Raw genomic sequence first — 15566 nt, 5'->3', positions numbered from 1 at the left:
GGCGCGCCAGCGCCTGTCCTGCGAGAATAGGTCCGCAACCTTGGAGAAAAGGACATGGCGCGCGCCCCCCGCCCTCTTTCTGCTGCGGCCCCCGCCGACCGCCGTACGCGGCAGCCGCTGCCCGATCCCACGCCCGAAACGCTGGCGCTGGGCGACACCTACGCCGACCCGCCGCCCTACTTCCGCTTCGACCGCAGCCCGCTGCCGGTCACCGCGATGGCGGCCGATTACCTGCCCGGCCACGTGACCCAGCCGCACCAGCATCCGCATGCGCAGCTGATCCACGCCGTGCACGGCGTGATGGTCGTGGCCACCGCGGAAGGCCAGTGGATCGTGCCGCCCACGCGCGGCATGTGGATGCCGGGCGGCACCACGCACTGGATCCGCATGGTGGGCCGGGTGCAGATGCGCACCGCCTATATCCGCCCCGATGCCGCGCCCGACCTGCCGCAGCGCTGCACCGTGCTGGGCATCACGCCGCTGCTGCGCGAGCTGATCCTGGCCGCGGTGGAGATCGCCCTGCCCTACGCGCCCGACACGCGCGACGCGCGGCTGATGCGGCTGCTGCTCGACGAGGTGATGCTGGTGCCGTCGCTGCCGCTGCACCTGCCGCGCCCGGCCGATGCCAGCCTGCGGCAGATCTGCGACGCCATCGCCGCCGCGCCCGACACCGCGCTGACACTCGCCGACTGGGGCGCGCGGCTGGCGCTGGACCCCAAGACCATCCAGCGCCGCTTTGCGCGCGAGACCGGCATGACCTTCGGCCAATGGCGCCAGCAGGCGCGCCTGCTGGCCGCGCTGGAAAAACTGGCGGCCGGCAGCAAGGTGGTGGATGTGGCACTGGACCTGGGCTACGACAGCCCGAGCGCGTTCGCGACCATGTTCCGGCGGCAGTTCGGCGTGCCGCCGAGCGCGTTCTTCCGTTAAGCGCCGGCGCGCGGAAGCCGCGCTCAGTTGCCCAGGTAGCGCTCGACCAGCCGCGTCCAGTAGGCCGCGCCGACGGTCAGGTTGTCGTCGTTGAAGTCATAGCCGGCGTTGTGCAGCAGCGGCTGGTTGGCGCCGTTGCCCAGCCGCACGAAGCAGCCCGGGCGCTGCTGCAGGAAGTAGGCAAAGTCCTCGCTGCCGGCGATGCGCGCGGCGTTGTCCACCACCTTGCCGCCGCCGACCAGTTCCTCGGCCACCTGGCGCGCGAACTCGGTCTCGCGCTCGCTGTTGACGAGCACCGGGTAGCCGCGCACGTAATCGATCTCGGCCACCGCGCCGTAGCCTTCGGCGTGCGAGGTGGCGAGCTGGCGGATGCGCTGCTCCAGCGAGGCGCGCACGTCGGGGCTGAACGAGCGCACGCTGAGCTCCATGCGCGCGTGGTCCGGAATCACGTTGGGGGCGTGGCCGGCATGCAGCGTGCCGATCGTCACCACCGCGGTTTCGTTCGGGTCGACATAGCGCGACACCACCGACTGCAGCGCCATCACCAGGCTGCCCGCCACCAGGATCGGGTCGACGGACTGGTGCGGGCGCGCGGCGTGGCCGCCCTTGCCGCGGATGGTGATGGTGACGGTGTCGCACGCCGCCATGAACGGGCCCGGGCGGAACAGGAAAGTGCCCTGCTCCACGCCCGGATGGTTATGCAGCCCGAAGATCGCATCGCACGGAAAGCGCTCGAACAGGCCGTCGGCCAGCATGCGCTCGGCGCCGCCGCCGGCGCCGATCTCTTCGGCCGGCTGGAAGATCAGGTGCACGGTGCCGTTGAAATGGCGCGTGCGCGCCAGCTGCCGGGCCGCGCCGAGCAGGATCGCGGTGTGGCCGTCGTGGCCGCAGGCGTGCATGCGGCCGGCATTGACGCTGGCGTACGGCAGCGCGGTGCGCTCGTGGATCGGCAACGCATCCATGTCGGCGCGGATGCCCACGCTGTGCCCGCTCTCGCCGTTGCGCAGCGTGCCCACCACGCCGGTCCCGCCCACGCCGCGCGTGACCGCGTAGCCCCACGTTTCCAGCAGGGTGGCGACCAGGCCCGAAGTGCGGACCTCGTCGAAGGCCAGTTCAGGATGCTGGTGGATATTGCGCCGGATGGCTTCGAGTTCGGCGCGGCTGTCCAGCGTATCGGCCAGCGCGCAGTATCGGTGCTTCAGCGATGACGCGGGGGACTGGAGCGTGGTGCCGAGATAAGACTCGATTTCGGGGGCGTGCTCTGACATGGTGTTTTGCTCTCTGGCGAAACCTGTATAACCAGTATTTCACGCAGAAAACCCGAACGACACGCCAGGCCCGGTATTTCCTGTAAAACCATGTAATCCGGCTGCTTTCTGCGCCAGAACTGTTGCCCTAATCGTACGCTTTGTGTGGAAACCCAACGCTTTGTATGAAAGCGTATCGATGGGGAACCCTTCTGGCGGTCTTAATCAGCGCTCGCCGTACGCCACCACGCGCTGCATCTGCTCGCCCAGTCCTTTCACGCCCAGGCGCATGGTGTCGCCGGCCTTCAGGAAGCGCGGCGGCTTGCAGCCCATGCCCACGCCCGGCGGCGTGCCGGTTGCGATCAGGTCGCCCGGCAGCAGCGTCATGAAGCGGCTGACATAGCTGACCAGCGTGGCCACGTCGAACACCATGGTGGCGGTGCTGCCCTGCTGCACGCGCTCGCCGTTGACCTCCAGCCACAGCCCCAGCGCCTGCGCATCCGGCACTTCGTCGCGCGTCACCAGCCACGGCCCGGCCGGGCAGAAGGTGTCGCAGCCCTTGCCCTTGTCCCAGGTGCCGCCGCGCTCGATCTGGAATTCGCGCTCAGAGACATCGTTGACCACGCAGTAGCCGGCCACGTGCTCCAGCGCCTGCTCGCGCGAGACGTTGCGCGCGGTGGTGCCGATGACCACGCCGAGCTCCACTTCCCAGTCGGTCTTGTTCGAGCCGAACGGCAGCATCACCGCATCGTTGGGGCCATTGAGCGAGCTGTTGGCCTTCAGGAACACGATCGGCTCGGCCGGCAGCGGCATGCCGGCCTCGGCGGCGTGGTCGGCATAGTTCAGGCCGATCGCGACGATCTTGCCGATACCGGTCCAGGGCACGCCAAAACGCGCGCCTTCGATGACAGGCAGCGTGCGCGGGTCGACCTGCGCCAGCGCTTGCAGCGCGGCCGGCGCCAGCTGCGCCGCGTCGACATCGTGGATCACGGCAGACAGGTCGCGCACGCGGCCTTCCGCATCGATCATGCCGGGGCGCTCGGCGCCGGGGTTGCCTACTCGAACCAGTTTCATCGTCGTCGTTGTGTAGTGAATGCCTGCAAGGGGTTCAGGCCGATTGCTTGAGCGCGCCGGTGCGCGCCGTGCCTTCGGCCAGCGTTTGCGCCACCACGCTCAGCACTTCGCGCGCGGTGTTCTCGGAATGGCTGCGCAGCACCTGCGCCAGCCGCGGCCGGCCGGGCTCGCGCAGCGCGGCCATGATGGCCTCGTGTTCCTCGTGCGACTCCTGCCAGCGCAGGGTATCGGCGTTGGCGGCACCGCGCGCGCGGTGCACCTTGCTCATCAGTGCGGCATAGATGCCGGCCAGCACCGGGTTGGCCGCGCCATCGATGATGAGCTGGTGAATCTCCTGGTTGATGCGGAAATAGTCGGTGCGCCGGCCGGCGGCATGGGCGTCGATCATGGCCTGGTGGCGCCGCTCCAGCTTGGCCATGGCCGCCGCGCCCAGCCGCTGCGCCGCCAGTTCGCCCGCCAGCGCCTCCAGCCCGTGCAGGGTCTCGAAGGTGGCGCGCAGCTCTTCCAGGTCCAGCGGCGCGACCCGGTAGCCGATGTACTGCCGGTGCAGCACCAGCCCCTCGGACACCAGCACCTTCAGCGCCTCGCGCAGCGGCGTCTTGGAGACATCGAAGGTCTCGCAGAAGGCCCGTTCGTCGATGCGCGCGCCGGGCGGCAGTTCGCCCTCTTCGATCATGGTGCGCAGCCGCGCGGCGATTTCGGCCGACATGCCAAGCGTGCGCAGGCGCGCGGAAGGGGAAAGCGTTTGTGTCACAGACGTCACCAAAATGGGGAAATGCACCACAGCAAGGCTACCACACCCCGAAATTGTGCATCCGCAACATCATAAAATCAAAGACTTACACGCGTTGTAATTACAGATTACGTATCCTATACTCCGGCCTGTTGCGCGACACCCATTAGAACTGCCTCACCCAAAGGACGAAAAAGGAGACGCCGTCATGCAGACGACAACGCGGGCAACCGTGGTCACCGAGGCCAGGACCTCGGTGCGCTGGAAGATTTTCCTGATGATGTTGTTTCTCATCGCGATCAACTACATCGATCGCGCCTCGCTGTCAGTGGCGATGCCGCTGATCGCCAAGGAGTTCGACCTCAGCCCTGCCATGCAGGGCCTGATCCTCAGCTCCTTCTTCTGGACCTACGCGCTGATGCAGGTGCCGGGCGGCATGCTGGCCGACAAGTACAAGCCGCGCATCGTCATTGCCTGCGCCACCGTGTTCTGGGGCATCGCCCAGGCCGTGGCGGCATTCACCACCAACGCCACCTCGCTGCTGCTGACACGCCTCGGGCTGGGCGCGGCCGAGGCCCCCATCTATCCGGCCGGCGGCAAGCTCAATGCGATCTGGATGACGCAGAACGAGCGCGGCCGCGGCGCCACGCTGCTCGACGGCGGCGCGCCGCTGGGCGCGGCCCTGGGCGCGATCATCATCACGTGGCTGATCGCCTCGCTGGGCTCGTGGCGCCTGGCCTTTATCGTCGCCGGCGTGGGCACGGTGCTGGCCGGCGTGCTGGCCTGGTACTACGTGCGCAATTCCCCGCGCGAGCACCGCGGCGTCAACGAACTGGAAGCCCGCTACATCGAGGAAGCGCTGGCCAGCGAACACCGCGCCGAGCCGGCCAACCTGTCGGGCCGCTCGCTCGACTTCTTCAAGTACCGCTCGGTGTGGTGCATGGCGATCGGCTGGATGTGCTTCAACACCGTGTTCTACGGCCTGCTGACCTGGATGCCCAACTACCTGAACAAGGTGCACGGCTTCGACATCAAGCAGATGGGCGGCGCCAGCTTCATCATCTTCTTCAGCGGCTTTGTCGGCGAGCTGATCGGCGGCTGGATCGCCGACAAATGGAAGGAAGCCGGCGGGCGGCCCAATGTGGTGATGCGCACGCTGTTCGGCATCGCCGCGGTGGTGGCGACGGCGTCGATCTTCTCGGTGGCCTATGTCACCGACCCGGTGGTGGTGGTCGTGCTGCTGTCGTCCACGCTGTTCTTCCTGCGCTGGTGCGGCCTGTTCTGGTGCGTGCCGTCGATGCTGGGCACGCGGAACAAGGTCGGCTTCCTGGGTGGCGTGATGAACCTGGGCGGCAATATCGGCGGCATCTCGGTGCCGATCATCGTCGGCATGATCGTGCAGTTCACCGGCTCGTACTTCCTGGCGCTGATGTTCTTCGCCGCGGCCGGCGTCGGCCTGCTGCTGGCTTCCACCGCGATCGACTACGAGACTAAGATTCCCGTCTGAAGACCCGTCGGATCACCGAGTTCCGCAAGCAAAAAGAAACCCGCGCAAGGCGCCGGCAACGTCCCGGCGCCCGCACTCACTCCTGAGACCCAAGCATAATGACCAAGCAAATCCGACTCGGCATGCTGACGCCGTCTTCCAACACCGCGCTCGAGCCCATCACCAGCGCGATGGTCGCCGGCCTGCCCAACGTCAGCGCGCATTTCTCGCGCTTCACCGTCACCGAGATCTCGCTGCGCGACCAGGCGCTGGGGCAGTTCAACCTGGACAAGATCCTCGCCGCCGCCAGCCTGCTGGCCGATGCACGCGTCGATGTCATCGCGTGGAACGGCACCTCTTCGGGCTGGCTCGGCTTCGACAAGGACGAAGCGCTGTGCAAGCAGATCACCGAAGCCACCGGCATCCCGGCCACCACCTCGGTGCTGGCGCTCAACGAAATCCTGGAAAAGACCGGCGCGCGCAACTTCGGCCTGGCCACGCCGTACCTGGACGACGTGCAGCAGCGCATCATCGCCAACTATGAGCGCAGCGGCTTCCATTGCGTCGCCGAGAGCCACCTGGACCTGCACGTGAACTACAGCTTCGCCGAGGTCGAGGAAGACACCATCCGCGAGATGGTGCGCGGGCTGGCGCAGCACCAGCCGCAGGCCATCACCACGTTCTGCACCAACCTGCGCGCCGCGCACCTGGCGGAAGCACTGGAAGCCGAGACCGGCATCCCGCTGTACGACACCATCTCCACGGTAGTGTGGAAGTCGCTGCGCCTGTGCGGCGTCGATACGCGCGAGCTGCGCGGCTGGGGCCGCCTGTTCCGCGAAGTCGAGTAAGCGGGGTCCGCCCCCCTGTGCAGATCTGCAATGCGCGTCCGCAAGGACGCGCATTGCTGCATGACAGCCCCGATCCTAGACTGCCTGCACGGCCGCCGCATGGCGTGGCGGCCAGGCAACCACCTCAGGATCGCGATGAAGCTCTACTACACTCCCGGCGTCTGCTCGATGGCCGTCCATATCGCCCTGCGCGAAGCCGGCCTGCCGGTCACGCTGGCCAGGGTCGACCTGCACACCCACAAGCTCGCCGTGCCCGAACACGGGACCGACGACTACTACACCATCAACCCGCGCGGCTACGTGCCGCTGCTGCAGCTCGACGACGGCTCGCGCCATACCGAGGTGGCGTCGCTGCTGCAATACATCGCCGACCTCGTTCCCGAACGCAAGCTGCTGCCCGCCATCGGCACGCGCGAGCGGCTCGAAGCCACCGGCTGGATCACGCTGGTGTCGACCGAATTGCACAAGGTGTTCAGCCCGTGGCTGTGGCACAAGGAAACGGCGCCAAGCACGCAGGACGAGTGCAAGGCGAAGCTGCAGCGCCGCTTTGCCGAACTGGACCAGCACCTGCAAACCCGCCAGTACCTGGGCGGCGACACCTTCACGGTGGCCGATGCGTATTGCTTCACCATCGTCGGCTGGGCCCGCATCCTGAAGCTGCCGCTGCATGACTACCCGGCGCTGCAGCAATACCTGTCGCGCGTTGCCGCGCGGCCCGCGGTGCAGGAGGCAATGCGGGCGGAAGGGCTGGTGCGCGACTGAGCGCAGCCGCGCGGCGCTTCGCTGCTCAGCGTGGCGCCGCGAGCAGCGATTCGATCTTCGCCACCAGCTCCTTGTCGTCCGGCGCGGTGCGGCTGCCGTAGCTGGCCACCACCTTGCCGTCGCGGCCGATCAGGTACTTGTAGAAATTCCATTTCGGCGCGGTGCCGGTCTGCCTGGCCAGCAGCGCGTACATCGGGTTGGCATCGCTGCCGCGCACATGCGACTTGCCGAGCATCGGGAACTTGACGCCGTAGGTGTTGTAGCAGAAGTCCGCGATCTCTTTCTGCGAGCCCGGCTCCTGCGAGAAGTCATTGGACGGGAAGCCCAGCACCACCAGCCCGCGCCCGTTGTACTTCGCGTACAGCGCCTCCAGCCCTTCGTACTGCGGCGTGAACCCGCAATAGCTGGCGGTGTTGACCACCAGCACCACCTTGCCGGCGTACTGGCACAGGTTCTGCGGCGCATCGTCCTGCAGGCGCGGGAAGGTGAAGTTGAGCGAGGCCGGGCAGGCGCCGGCGGCGGCAGGGGCAGCAGGCTTGTCGGCCGCGTGCAGCGGTGCCGGCATCAGCGTGGCGCTGGCCGCAGCCAGGGTCACGGCGGCGGCCAGGGTGGCGGACAGGCGGGAAGGCAGGGGGCGACGGCTCATGGCGACGGGCTCCGGTGGTCGGCTCGCGGTATCGGGTACGCGTAGCGTAGTTTACGCCGATGGCGGCCGGCCGGATGCGGCCGCACGCGTCAGTCCATCGCCAGCGTCGCGGCGTGTTCGGTGACGCTGCTGCGCAGTTCCACGTCCGGCATGCGGCGCACGATCAGCAGCGCCAGCACCGCCGCCGCCGCGCCCGCCGCGAAGATCAGGTGGAAGCCGGATTCGACGCCGCCCGCCAGCACCGCGCGCACCGACGGCGACAGCTGCGCGAAGGCCTCGCTGCCATGGCGCAGCGCGCCCAGGTCCAGCGCCTGGGTCACGCCCGACGCGGCCAGCGCGTGGCGGAATTCCAGCGTCAGCAGCGTGCCGGCCAGCGCTCCGCCCAATGCGCTGCCGAGCGAGCGCAGCACCAGCAGCGCGCCGGTGCCGGCGCCGGTATCGCGGCGCTCCAGCGCGTTCTGCACGCTCATCAGCGTCGCCACCATGGTGATGCCCAGGCCCACGCCGGCCAGCGACATCGCCGCCAGCACCACTGCCAGCGGCACCGCCGGCGTCACCAGCGCCAGCACGATCAGCCCCAGCGCGCCGGCGATATAGCCGGCGGTCAGGATGCCGCGCATGCGGCCCACGCGCGGCGCCAGCCACGCCACGATGAAGTTGCCCGCCACCGTTGCCAGCAGGAACGGCATCACCAGCAGGCCGGAGGTCGACGCATCGGCGCCGCGCACCAGCTGGAAGTGCAGCGGCAGCGCAAAGATGCACAGGAAGATGTCGAGCGCGGCCAGCGCCGACGCGGCCACGCCCAGCACATAGGCACGGTTGGCGAACAGGCGCGGCGGCAGCATCGGGTCCGCCGCGCGGCGCTCCTGCCAGGTCAGCAGCAGCACCGCCGCCACCGCGGCCAGCAGCAGGGCGCCCAGTTCAGGCGAGAGCCAGTCGTAGACGTCGCCGCCCCAGCTCATTGCCAGCAGGAAGGCGACGATGGCCACCGCCAGCAGCAGCGCGCCCAGCCAGTCAACGCGCGCGCGCCCGCCGCGCGCAGGCAGCATGGCCAGGCCGCGGTAGCACATGAACATCGCCAGCAGGCCCAGCGGCACGTTGACCCAGAACAGCCAGCGCCACGACATGTGGTCCGAGACCCAGCCGCCCACCAGCGGCCCGGCGATCGACGCCACCGCCCATACCGTGGCCAGGTAGCCCTGGTAGCGCCCGCGCTGGCGCGGCGCCACCACGTCGGCGATCGCCGCCTGCGCCAGCGACATCAGCCCGCCACCGCCCACGCCTTGCAGCGCGCGGAACAGGATCAGCTGGCCCAGCGTCTGCGCCAGCGCGCACGCCACCGAGGCGCCGATAAACAGCGTGATCGCCACCATCAGCAGGCGCCGCCGCCCGAAGCTGTCGGACAACTTGCCGTACAGCGGCGTCGTCACCGTCGACACGATCAGGTACGCCGTGACGATCCACGACAGGTGGCCGAAGCCGTTCAGGTCATTGGCAATCGCCGGCACCGCCGGGATCACCACGGTCTGGTCGAGCGCGGCCAGCAGGATGCACAGCACGATGCCGCCGATCACGCGCATCACGGCGCGATGGTCGTGGACGGGCAGGGCGGTGGGGTGATCTGGCGTGGACGAAACAGCGGATGCGGCGGAACCGGCGGAGGCAGGCGAAGACATGGGCAAGCACAAGGCCGCAGCAATGTGCGGCGAAAGCAACGTCAAAGCAGGGAATCGGGGCCGGGAACCGCGCGAGGGGGGCGTGATGCCGGAGCGGGCGGCCTAATTCAGCGAACGCATAATTATATGCGGCCAGCGGATATCACGCTTGCTGCTGCCTGGTGCTCACTTGACACCACCTTGGCCTATCGTCGCACGGGAACTGCCAATCAGCTTGCAGCCGCATTCGCAACCATCCCCTTCAAGCGCAACGGGCACGCCCCCGAACTTCGGCCCCGAGGCCTGGATGATCTTGTTGCGCCCATGGGGCCGCCCGTCCGGATAAACCTGCGGGCAATCCACCTCGTCATGCAACCGTGCAACGGCGCGCCCCCAGAGCTTGTATCTGGGGGAACCCGTGGCCACCACGCCATTGTGGTCGGTCATATCGCCAACCGTGATGATGCGGCGGCTCATGTGCCGGCCTCGCCCATCCACGTCCAGACGACCAGCGCCTCGTCCGATGGCGAAAGCCCGAAGCGGATCATCGGCATCCCTTTTTGCCGCAGGATGCCGGACTTGCTGGCCACCCAATCCGCCTGAGGATGTCCGGGCGGAAGCGAGGCGCGCCAGATGCCGGACAGCGGGGTGGTTTCGCCCGAGCGCACCGTGACCGGATCGCCGGTCTGCGTCGGCGGCGCGTTCACGCGGAAACGCACACCATCCAGCAACCTGTCCCAGAGGGCCACAGCTTCCTCGTCCGTCAGCGACGCCTGATCCGCAGCGCCGATGCGATTGGCCGCCACCTTGGTGTACATCCTGGCGCCGATCACAGCCGGATGCAGCGTCGTTCGCTCCCTGCCAACAGCCTCCCACTCGAAGTCATGTGTGCCATCCGCACGGCGGACCAGCGATTCTTCCCCTTGCCAGACGCCGACCGTGCGCTTGCCCTCGCGCAGGGTCGTCAGTTTCGGGTAGCGGCTACCCAGATATTTCCTTTGCTGGGCAATCGAAGTCAGCAGACCGGGTTCGCCGTCCACGCTGGCCAGCTTGTTGGAGTCCACCGAAAAGCTGACATCGGGCAGGCTGGGCAGCCGAATGCCCGCACCAAAGATTTCCTGATAGCTGCCGGACGCGTCCGCGACGAAGCCGTGGTCGATGCAGACGCCGGGGGCCGTGGGGATGTCCGCGTTGTCGCGTGCCCGGATGCCACGCACCAAAGGCGCAAGTTCTTCGCCACCATAGAACCACTCGAACAGATGTGGTCCGCTTGAGACGAAGGTCATATATTCTTCGACCCCGTAAGCCTTCGCGTTTTCGCTTTCGAACGAGCGAACTTCGATGCTATTGCGAGTAGGCCCCGGCCCGAAATATGTAATCTCGGCAGTCTTGCTCTTGGCCAGTTCTTTGGCGCGATACGTTTCCGCCATCTCCTTCAGTTGGCCCGCTGCACCGACATGCGTGATGATCTTGCCCGAAAAATCCCGGAAGCCCCACAGGAGTTTGGCTTCTGCCGGGACTTCCATCACATAGCGGCCAAAGCAAACCGGCTTGGTCTTGGCGAAGAGGGTCTGCAAGCGCGGCAACAGCGCAACAGGTTCCGACATCTTGTTCTCCGGATACGCAAACGATTGGCAGCCCGCGAGCAGCACGCTGGCCAGAATGATTGCAAAGCCACGGGGCGTCATCGGTCCCACCATGCCGCGGTGTTGGCAATCTTGATGATCGAATACAGGGCGCTGGCCAGCACCTGGTCATTCTGATAGCTGCCCTGATGCTCGTAGCCGGTCTGCCGGAACAGCGTCCCGCGCACGGCTTCAGCGGACGCCTTGGCCGGCACCGTCTGGTCACCGGCATCTGTCGGCGGCTCCAGCCGTAAGGTCAGTGGCTGGTTGCTCTTCGTGCGTACCACGATGCGGCCCTCGGCGTCCTCGCTCTCGATCGTCCACGTGAGCGGATCGCCATGTGGTGCCAGATCGGCAGTATCCGCCCGCCATGTCACGCTGCCGTAGGACTTCTGCGAACTGTCTTCGCCGTAGCTCGCATAGGTGGTCGGATGGTATAGATCCTTGATGTTCTTGTGAAAGTCCCGCGCATCGGCAATCCGCTGTTTCGCCTTTGCATATGGATCAGTCCTTTTGTATGGCTTGTTAGCCGGATTGATCCAATCCGGATTCAGCAGCCGCCACCAGCACTTCGGATTGCGCGTGTAGATGTCGTAGACCGGATCGCCCACCGCCATCGGCGGCACAGGCTCGTCCACGCCCAGCTTCTGATGCAAGTCCAGATCGCTCAGATACGCCTTCAGCGGCGCATCCGATGCAATTGGCAGCGCCATGGCCTGCCGGTAGTCGCCAGTCTGCAGACGCAACCATCCTCGTGGATAGGAGGCGGTCGGCAGCAACTCCAGCGGCCCCGACGCATTGGCAAAGACCGCCGTCACTTCCTTGCCCGTTCTGCCCATGACATTGCGGGCAATATCCCCAGCCAGATTGTCCTGCACGTCGGACCCTGTGCGCACCCGCTTGTAGGCCGCCCCGGCGCCGAGCGCGGGCTGGACGCTATGGTAGACGCCGAGAATCCTGTCCTGCGCGTTGCCATAGTCCGGATGCAGCAGCGCGCGGGCCACCAGGCCACCCATCGAGTGCGTGACCACGATCACCTTTTCGCACTGCCGCCCGTTGGCCTTGTACATGCCGATGATTTCGTCGATGCGCCTGGCCAGCTTCCTGGCGGACGTGCCATTGCTTTCCAGCCAGTTGTAGCCCATCGCGTAGACCGGATACCAGCAGTTCGCCACGCGCAGGACATCGGCCTCGGTCAGCGCATCGCCGGCGCCGCCCCAATAGGCGGGATTGACGCCCAGCACCTCCACCTTCCGACCCTTCTTCCAGGTCGGCGAAAGTTCCCCGGCCACCAGCATGTCGTTCAGGTGAGCCTCCATGAGCTTGATCACCTCGCCGTAGGTCTCGAACATGACTTCGCTCCAGCCGCGCCAGCGGGCCTTCTGCGCGGCGGTGGCCTCGTGCCTGCCACGCTTGGCCTTCCACTGCTCGGCGGCAGGCGGCAACGGCGCGCTCATCAGCAAGCCGATATCGGGCAGCCCATCGGGGACGTTGCCGTGCCGCTTGTCGGAATTGACCGTTTCCTCGCCGGTCATGTCGAACTTCCCGGCGTCCTCGGTGATCTCGTAACGGTCCACTTCGGTTTCATCGGGATCGAAGTTCATTTGCCGCCGGCCCGGAGAGTCGTTGCGGCGGGCAAGCGTGTCCCCAGTGTCATCCGGCCGCCAGGCAATGTTGTCGTCGCGCTTGAGATCCTCCTGCCGCTTCCGGCTCATTCGCAGGTGGGTACCCATGATCCCCGGCAGGAAGATGACCGGAATCACCTTGTCAGGCGGCACCAGCAGGCTGACGCGGCGCGTGTCGGTCGAAGGCGTCAGCGCAATGGTGGCGCCGGCATGTCCGCCGATCTCTTCGCCGGTTTGCAGATGGATGCGATCAGTGCCCACTTGCGGACTCCAGAATCTGAATCATGATGTTTTCAGCGCCCTGGCTTTGCTGGAGTCTGGTCAGCCCATCGGGACCGGTGAAGCCCTCGATCACGCTGCCGTCGGATTGCGTCAGGCGGAATTTCCGGTTCCTGGCGGGCGAGCCGTCGGGCAGATGCAAGTACACCTGCTGATCGAAATCGCTCTGCGGCAGCGCCAGGGCGCTGGGGTTCATGCCATCCGGGCCATCGACACTCAGATCGGACGCGTGAATCTGTTTCACCCCGCTCATGCCCTCGACGATCTGCGAAGGGGTCAAGCGCATATAGGTCTGCCCGACCTTCAACAAAATGCCCTGGTCGGCTTCGAAAACGATGTCGCCAAGCGCGCGCAAATGAATGTGGCGTTTGGCGGTGCCCTTGATGTCGCCGTCCTGCGCTTCGAGTGCAATGTGGTCCGTGGCGGCCACCAGCCGTATGCCCAGGCTGTGCGCGAACAGCGCAATCCGTCGCGCCGCGCTGGCAAAGATGCCGCCGCTGCTGACGATGGATGCGTGCTTGCCAGTCGTGACAGCCAGATGCTCGCCGCTGTGCAATTGGGTGGATTTGGCGGTCGTCGCGGCCAATCCTGCTGCAGAGGCCAGGACGAGATGAGGCGCGGTCAACTCGCCATTGACCTCGCCCGAACCGCGGATTTCTTCATCTTGGGCCTTGAGCGCCTTGGCGACGTCCTGCTGCTCGTCGTCCTGCGCGTGATGGTGCTGCGCGAGCTGGCCCATGATGTCGTGGGCATGCTGGGCCTGCTGCAGCCGCTCAACCGTCTCGTCCATGTCCTTGTGGTGCGCCCTGGCATCGGGCCGGGCCTCGGTGCTGATCAGCAGGCCGTCGCCGCCGCGCACGGCACCGTGCCCATCGGTGCGCAATTCGAAGCCGTTGCCCCGATGATCCTGGCGACCCCGGTTGTCCTCGATGCGGCTCAGGTAGCCCAGGCTCAGTTGCGAGCGCTGGTAGTCCGAGGACAGCTGGGACTGGATTTGTCCCTTGGTATCGTCGAATACCAGATGACCGCTGCTGGAGCCGTCATGCTCACGGCTGCGGATGCCGGTCAGCGCATGCTGATGCGGCAGCTGCCACGGCGGCATGTTGAGGCTGTTCGGCACCGCGCCCATCACAATGGGCTTGTCCGGGTCGCCGCCGTCCAGGAACATCACCAGCACTTCGCTGCCGATACGCGGGATGCTGACCTGGCCGTACTGCGAGCCCGCCCATGGCGTCGCCACGCGTACCCAGCAGGACATCTTGTTGAAGCGGTCCCACGGAAACTGCACGCGCACGCGCCCGAAGCGGTCGGGCCATACGGTATGGCCTTCGGGGCCAACTACCGTCGCGCTTTGCGGACCAGTGACCACCGGCCACGGGATGCTCAGTGCCGGGCGGAAGACCTCATGGGTGGGGTGACACTCGAATTCCACCCGGCAGTGCCACCGCTGGCCTTCACCAGAGGCTTCGGCCACGTCTTCCAGACTAAGGCTGGCGTTGAGCACCACATACTCGCGGTTGGCCGCCTGCTGGGGGTGTCCGTTGACGTGCATGGTGCAGCCAGGCACCACGGCACGCAGGTTGCCGGTGCCAAAGCAGCGCAGGCCGCGCGAACGGATTTCCTCCATGCGGAGGCGCGCGATCATGTCGCCTTCGTCCCATGGGCGGTTGTCCGTGGCAGGCTGGGCGTGCTCGCTGGGGAAGTCGTACACCTCCTGATGCAGCGCGCCAGTGTTCAGTCCTGTGTCTCGCGGGTCCGAACTGCTGGCGGTCAGGTTGCCACGCGGCTGGGTAAAGCTGTAGGCATTGGTCGTGTACTTGCCTGCGACCACGGCATCGACGACCGAGAAGGCATCGAGGTGTTCCTGGTCGACCCTGACGCCGGGCGGATGGATTTCCAGCACCTGGTACGCCTCGCTCGGCATGTTGAAGTAACCGCCGAGGTGATCGGCCAGAACCAGGCGGTGCTTGCCGTCAGAATGTTCGAAGAACCACGATATGCCCCAGTGCTGCATGAGGCGGGCGATGAAGGTGTAATCGCTCTCGTCGCACTGGGTGCGGTAGACCCGCCTGGGGTATTTCGCCACGTCGAGCCTGCGCTCGACCGGAAAGGAGTACGCAGACAGGACCTCTTCGATGATTTCGATATCGGTGCGGTTCTCGAAGACGCGGCTGTTCCTGTTCTGCGAGGCAATCCACAGCCAGGGACGCAGCGTCAGTCCGTAGACGAAGTGCCGCCCTTCGGCGCGCAGGTAGCGGGCGCGATCGACGATGCCGCTGATCTCGCGAGTGCCTGCGCCAATGCGCCCCGCCAGCCCCGTACCCATGCCGTCGAGTTCGATATGCACGGTCAGCTCGCGCCCGTTCATCTCGCGCAGGTCGAAGTTGCCTTCCGGGCCGTGGAAGTTGTAGGCCTTGTCCGGCGTTTTCAGTTCGATGTCGTATTCGAACAGGCCGCAGACGCCCTCGCTGCCCGCCAGGCGCACGAAGGTAAAGGGGGATTGCCCGAGAATTTCCGGCAAGGCGGGGCCGGAGACCGTGACGGTGCGGGCGGGAAAAGGCAGGTTGTCGCGGATACCCATGCGAGCGGCCTCCTGAGAGAGGATTACCGCAAGGCACCCGTGTTACGCGCGAAGCACCATCTGCGGAGCGCAGGCGAT

Annotated in this window: 13 protein-coding genes; 4 read left to right on the top strand and 9 right to left on the bottom strand. The window is 66.5% G+C overall.

Going from position 1 to position 15566, the window contains the following annotated elements; all coding sequences use genetic code 11:
- The first annotated feature begins 54 nt into the window (after nt 1-54).
- Nucleotides 55-927, top strand: coding sequence for an AraC family transcriptional regulator (locus tag CBM2594_RS01525; RefSeq protein ID WP_174079612.1), 873 nt, complete (start codon nt 55-57; stop codon nt 925-927).
- Nucleotides 928-950: 23 nt separating this feature from the next.
- Here CBM2594_RS01525 and CBM2594_RS01520 read toward each other — a convergent pair whose 3' ends face one another.
- From CBM2594_RS01520 to CBM2594_RS01510, 3 genes are all read right to left on the bottom strand, one after another.
- Nucleotides 951-2195, bottom strand: a complete 1245-nt coding sequence (locus tag CBM2594_RS01520; RefSeq protein WP_116355293.1) for a M20 aminoacylase family protein — start codon at nt 2193-2195, stop codon at nt 951-953.
- Between the two features lie 204 nt (nt 2196-2399).
- A complete protein-coding gene (locus CBM2594_RS01515) occupies nt 2400-3248 on the bottom strand; it encodes a fumarylacetoacetate hydrolase family protein (RefSeq protein WP_116355292.1) in 849 nt (282 codons plus the stop codon).
- Nucleotides 3249-3282: 34 nt separating this feature from the next.
- Nucleotides 3283-3957, bottom strand: a complete 675-nt coding sequence (locus CBM2594_RS01510; RefSeq protein ID WP_232346618.1) for a GntR family transcriptional regulator — start codon at nt 3955-3957, stop codon at nt 3283-3285.
- A 232-nt stretch (nt 3958-4189) separates the two neighbouring features.
- Between CBM2594_RS01510 and CBM2594_RS01505 the strand changes: the two genes are divergently transcribed.
- The 3 genes from CBM2594_RS01505 to gstA all read left to right on the top strand — a co-directional run bounded on the left by CBM2594_RS01505 (nt 4190) and on the right by gstA (nt 7077).
- Nucleotides 4190-5488 carry an MFS transporter gene (locus CBM2594_RS01505; protein WP_116355290.1) on the top strand — a complete coding sequence of 433 codons (1299 nt, stop codon included), beginning with the start codon at nt 4190-4192 and terminating at the stop codon, nt 5486-5488.
- A 98-nt stretch (nt 5489-5586) separates the two neighbouring features.
- Nucleotides 5587-6315: a maleate cis-trans isomerase family protein gene (locus CBM2594_RS01500; RefSeq protein ID WP_116355289.1), complete on the top strand. Its 729-nt coding sequence runs from the start codon at nt 5587-5589 to the stop codon at nt 6313-6315.
- Nucleotides 6316-6450: 135 nt separating this feature from the next.
- Nucleotides 6451-7077, top strand: a complete 627-nt coding sequence (gene gstA / locus CBM2594_RS01495; protein ID WP_116355288.1) for a glutathione transferase GstA — start codon at nt 6451-6453, stop codon at nt 7075-7077.
- 25 nt (nt 7078-7102) lie between these two features.
- On the opposite strand, the gene CBM2594_RS01490 is transcribed toward gstA, so the two are convergent.
- From CBM2594_RS01490 to CBM2594_RS01465, 6 genes are all read right to left on the bottom strand, one after another.
- Entirely contained in the window at nt 7103-7723 is a 621-nt protein-coding gene (locus CBM2594_RS01490) for a glutathione peroxidase (RefSeq protein ID WP_116355287.1), read from the bottom strand.
- An 89-nt stretch (nt 7724-7812) separates the two neighbouring features.
- Nucleotides 7813-9303, bottom strand: coding sequence for an MDR family MFS transporter (locus CBM2594_RS01485; protein ID WP_116355286.1), 1491 nt, complete (start codon nt 9301-9303; stop codon nt 7813-7815).
- A 261-nt stretch (nt 9304-9564) separates the two neighbouring features.
- A complete protein-coding gene (locus CBM2594_RS01480) occupies nt 9565-9855 on the bottom strand; it encodes a PAAR domain-containing protein (RefSeq protein ID WP_116355285.1) in 291 nt (96 codons plus the stop codon).
- Nucleotides 9852-11066 (bottom strand): T6SS immunity protein Tli4 family protein, encoded by a 1215-nt coding sequence (locus CBM2594_RS01475; protein WP_116355284.1) that lies wholly within the window; start codon nt 11064-11066, stop codon nt 9852-9854. The genes CBM2594_RS01480 and CBM2594_RS01475 overlap by 4 nt, the downstream gene beginning before the upstream one ends.
- Nucleotides 11063-12889 carry a lipase family alpha/beta hydrolase gene (locus tag CBM2594_RS01470; protein ID WP_116355283.1) on the bottom strand — a complete coding sequence of 609 codons (1827 nt, stop codon included), beginning with the start codon at nt 12887-12889 and terminating at the stop codon, nt 11063-11065. Before CBM2594_RS01470 ends, CBM2594_RS01475 begins: the two co-directional genes overlap by 4 nt.
- Nucleotides 12879-15488 carry a type VI secretion system Vgr family protein gene (locus CBM2594_RS01465; RefSeq protein ID WP_116355282.1) on the bottom strand — a complete coding sequence of 870 codons (2610 nt, stop codon included), beginning with the start codon at nt 15486-15488 and terminating at the stop codon, nt 12879-12881. The genes CBM2594_RS01470 and CBM2594_RS01465 overlap by 11 nt, the downstream gene beginning before the upstream one ends.
- Nucleotides 15489-15566 lie beyond the last annotated feature (78 nt).

Origin of the sequence: Cupriavidus taiwanensis (genome assembly GCF_900249755.1) — a bacterium.
Taxonomy (GTDB): Bacteria; Pseudomonadota; Gammaproteobacteria; order Burkholderiales; family Burkholderiaceae; genus Cupriavidus; species Cupriavidus taiwanensis_D.
The sequence above is the reverse complement of the archived record's forward strand: the minus strand, read 5'-3'. Positions and strand labels throughout refer to the sequence as shown.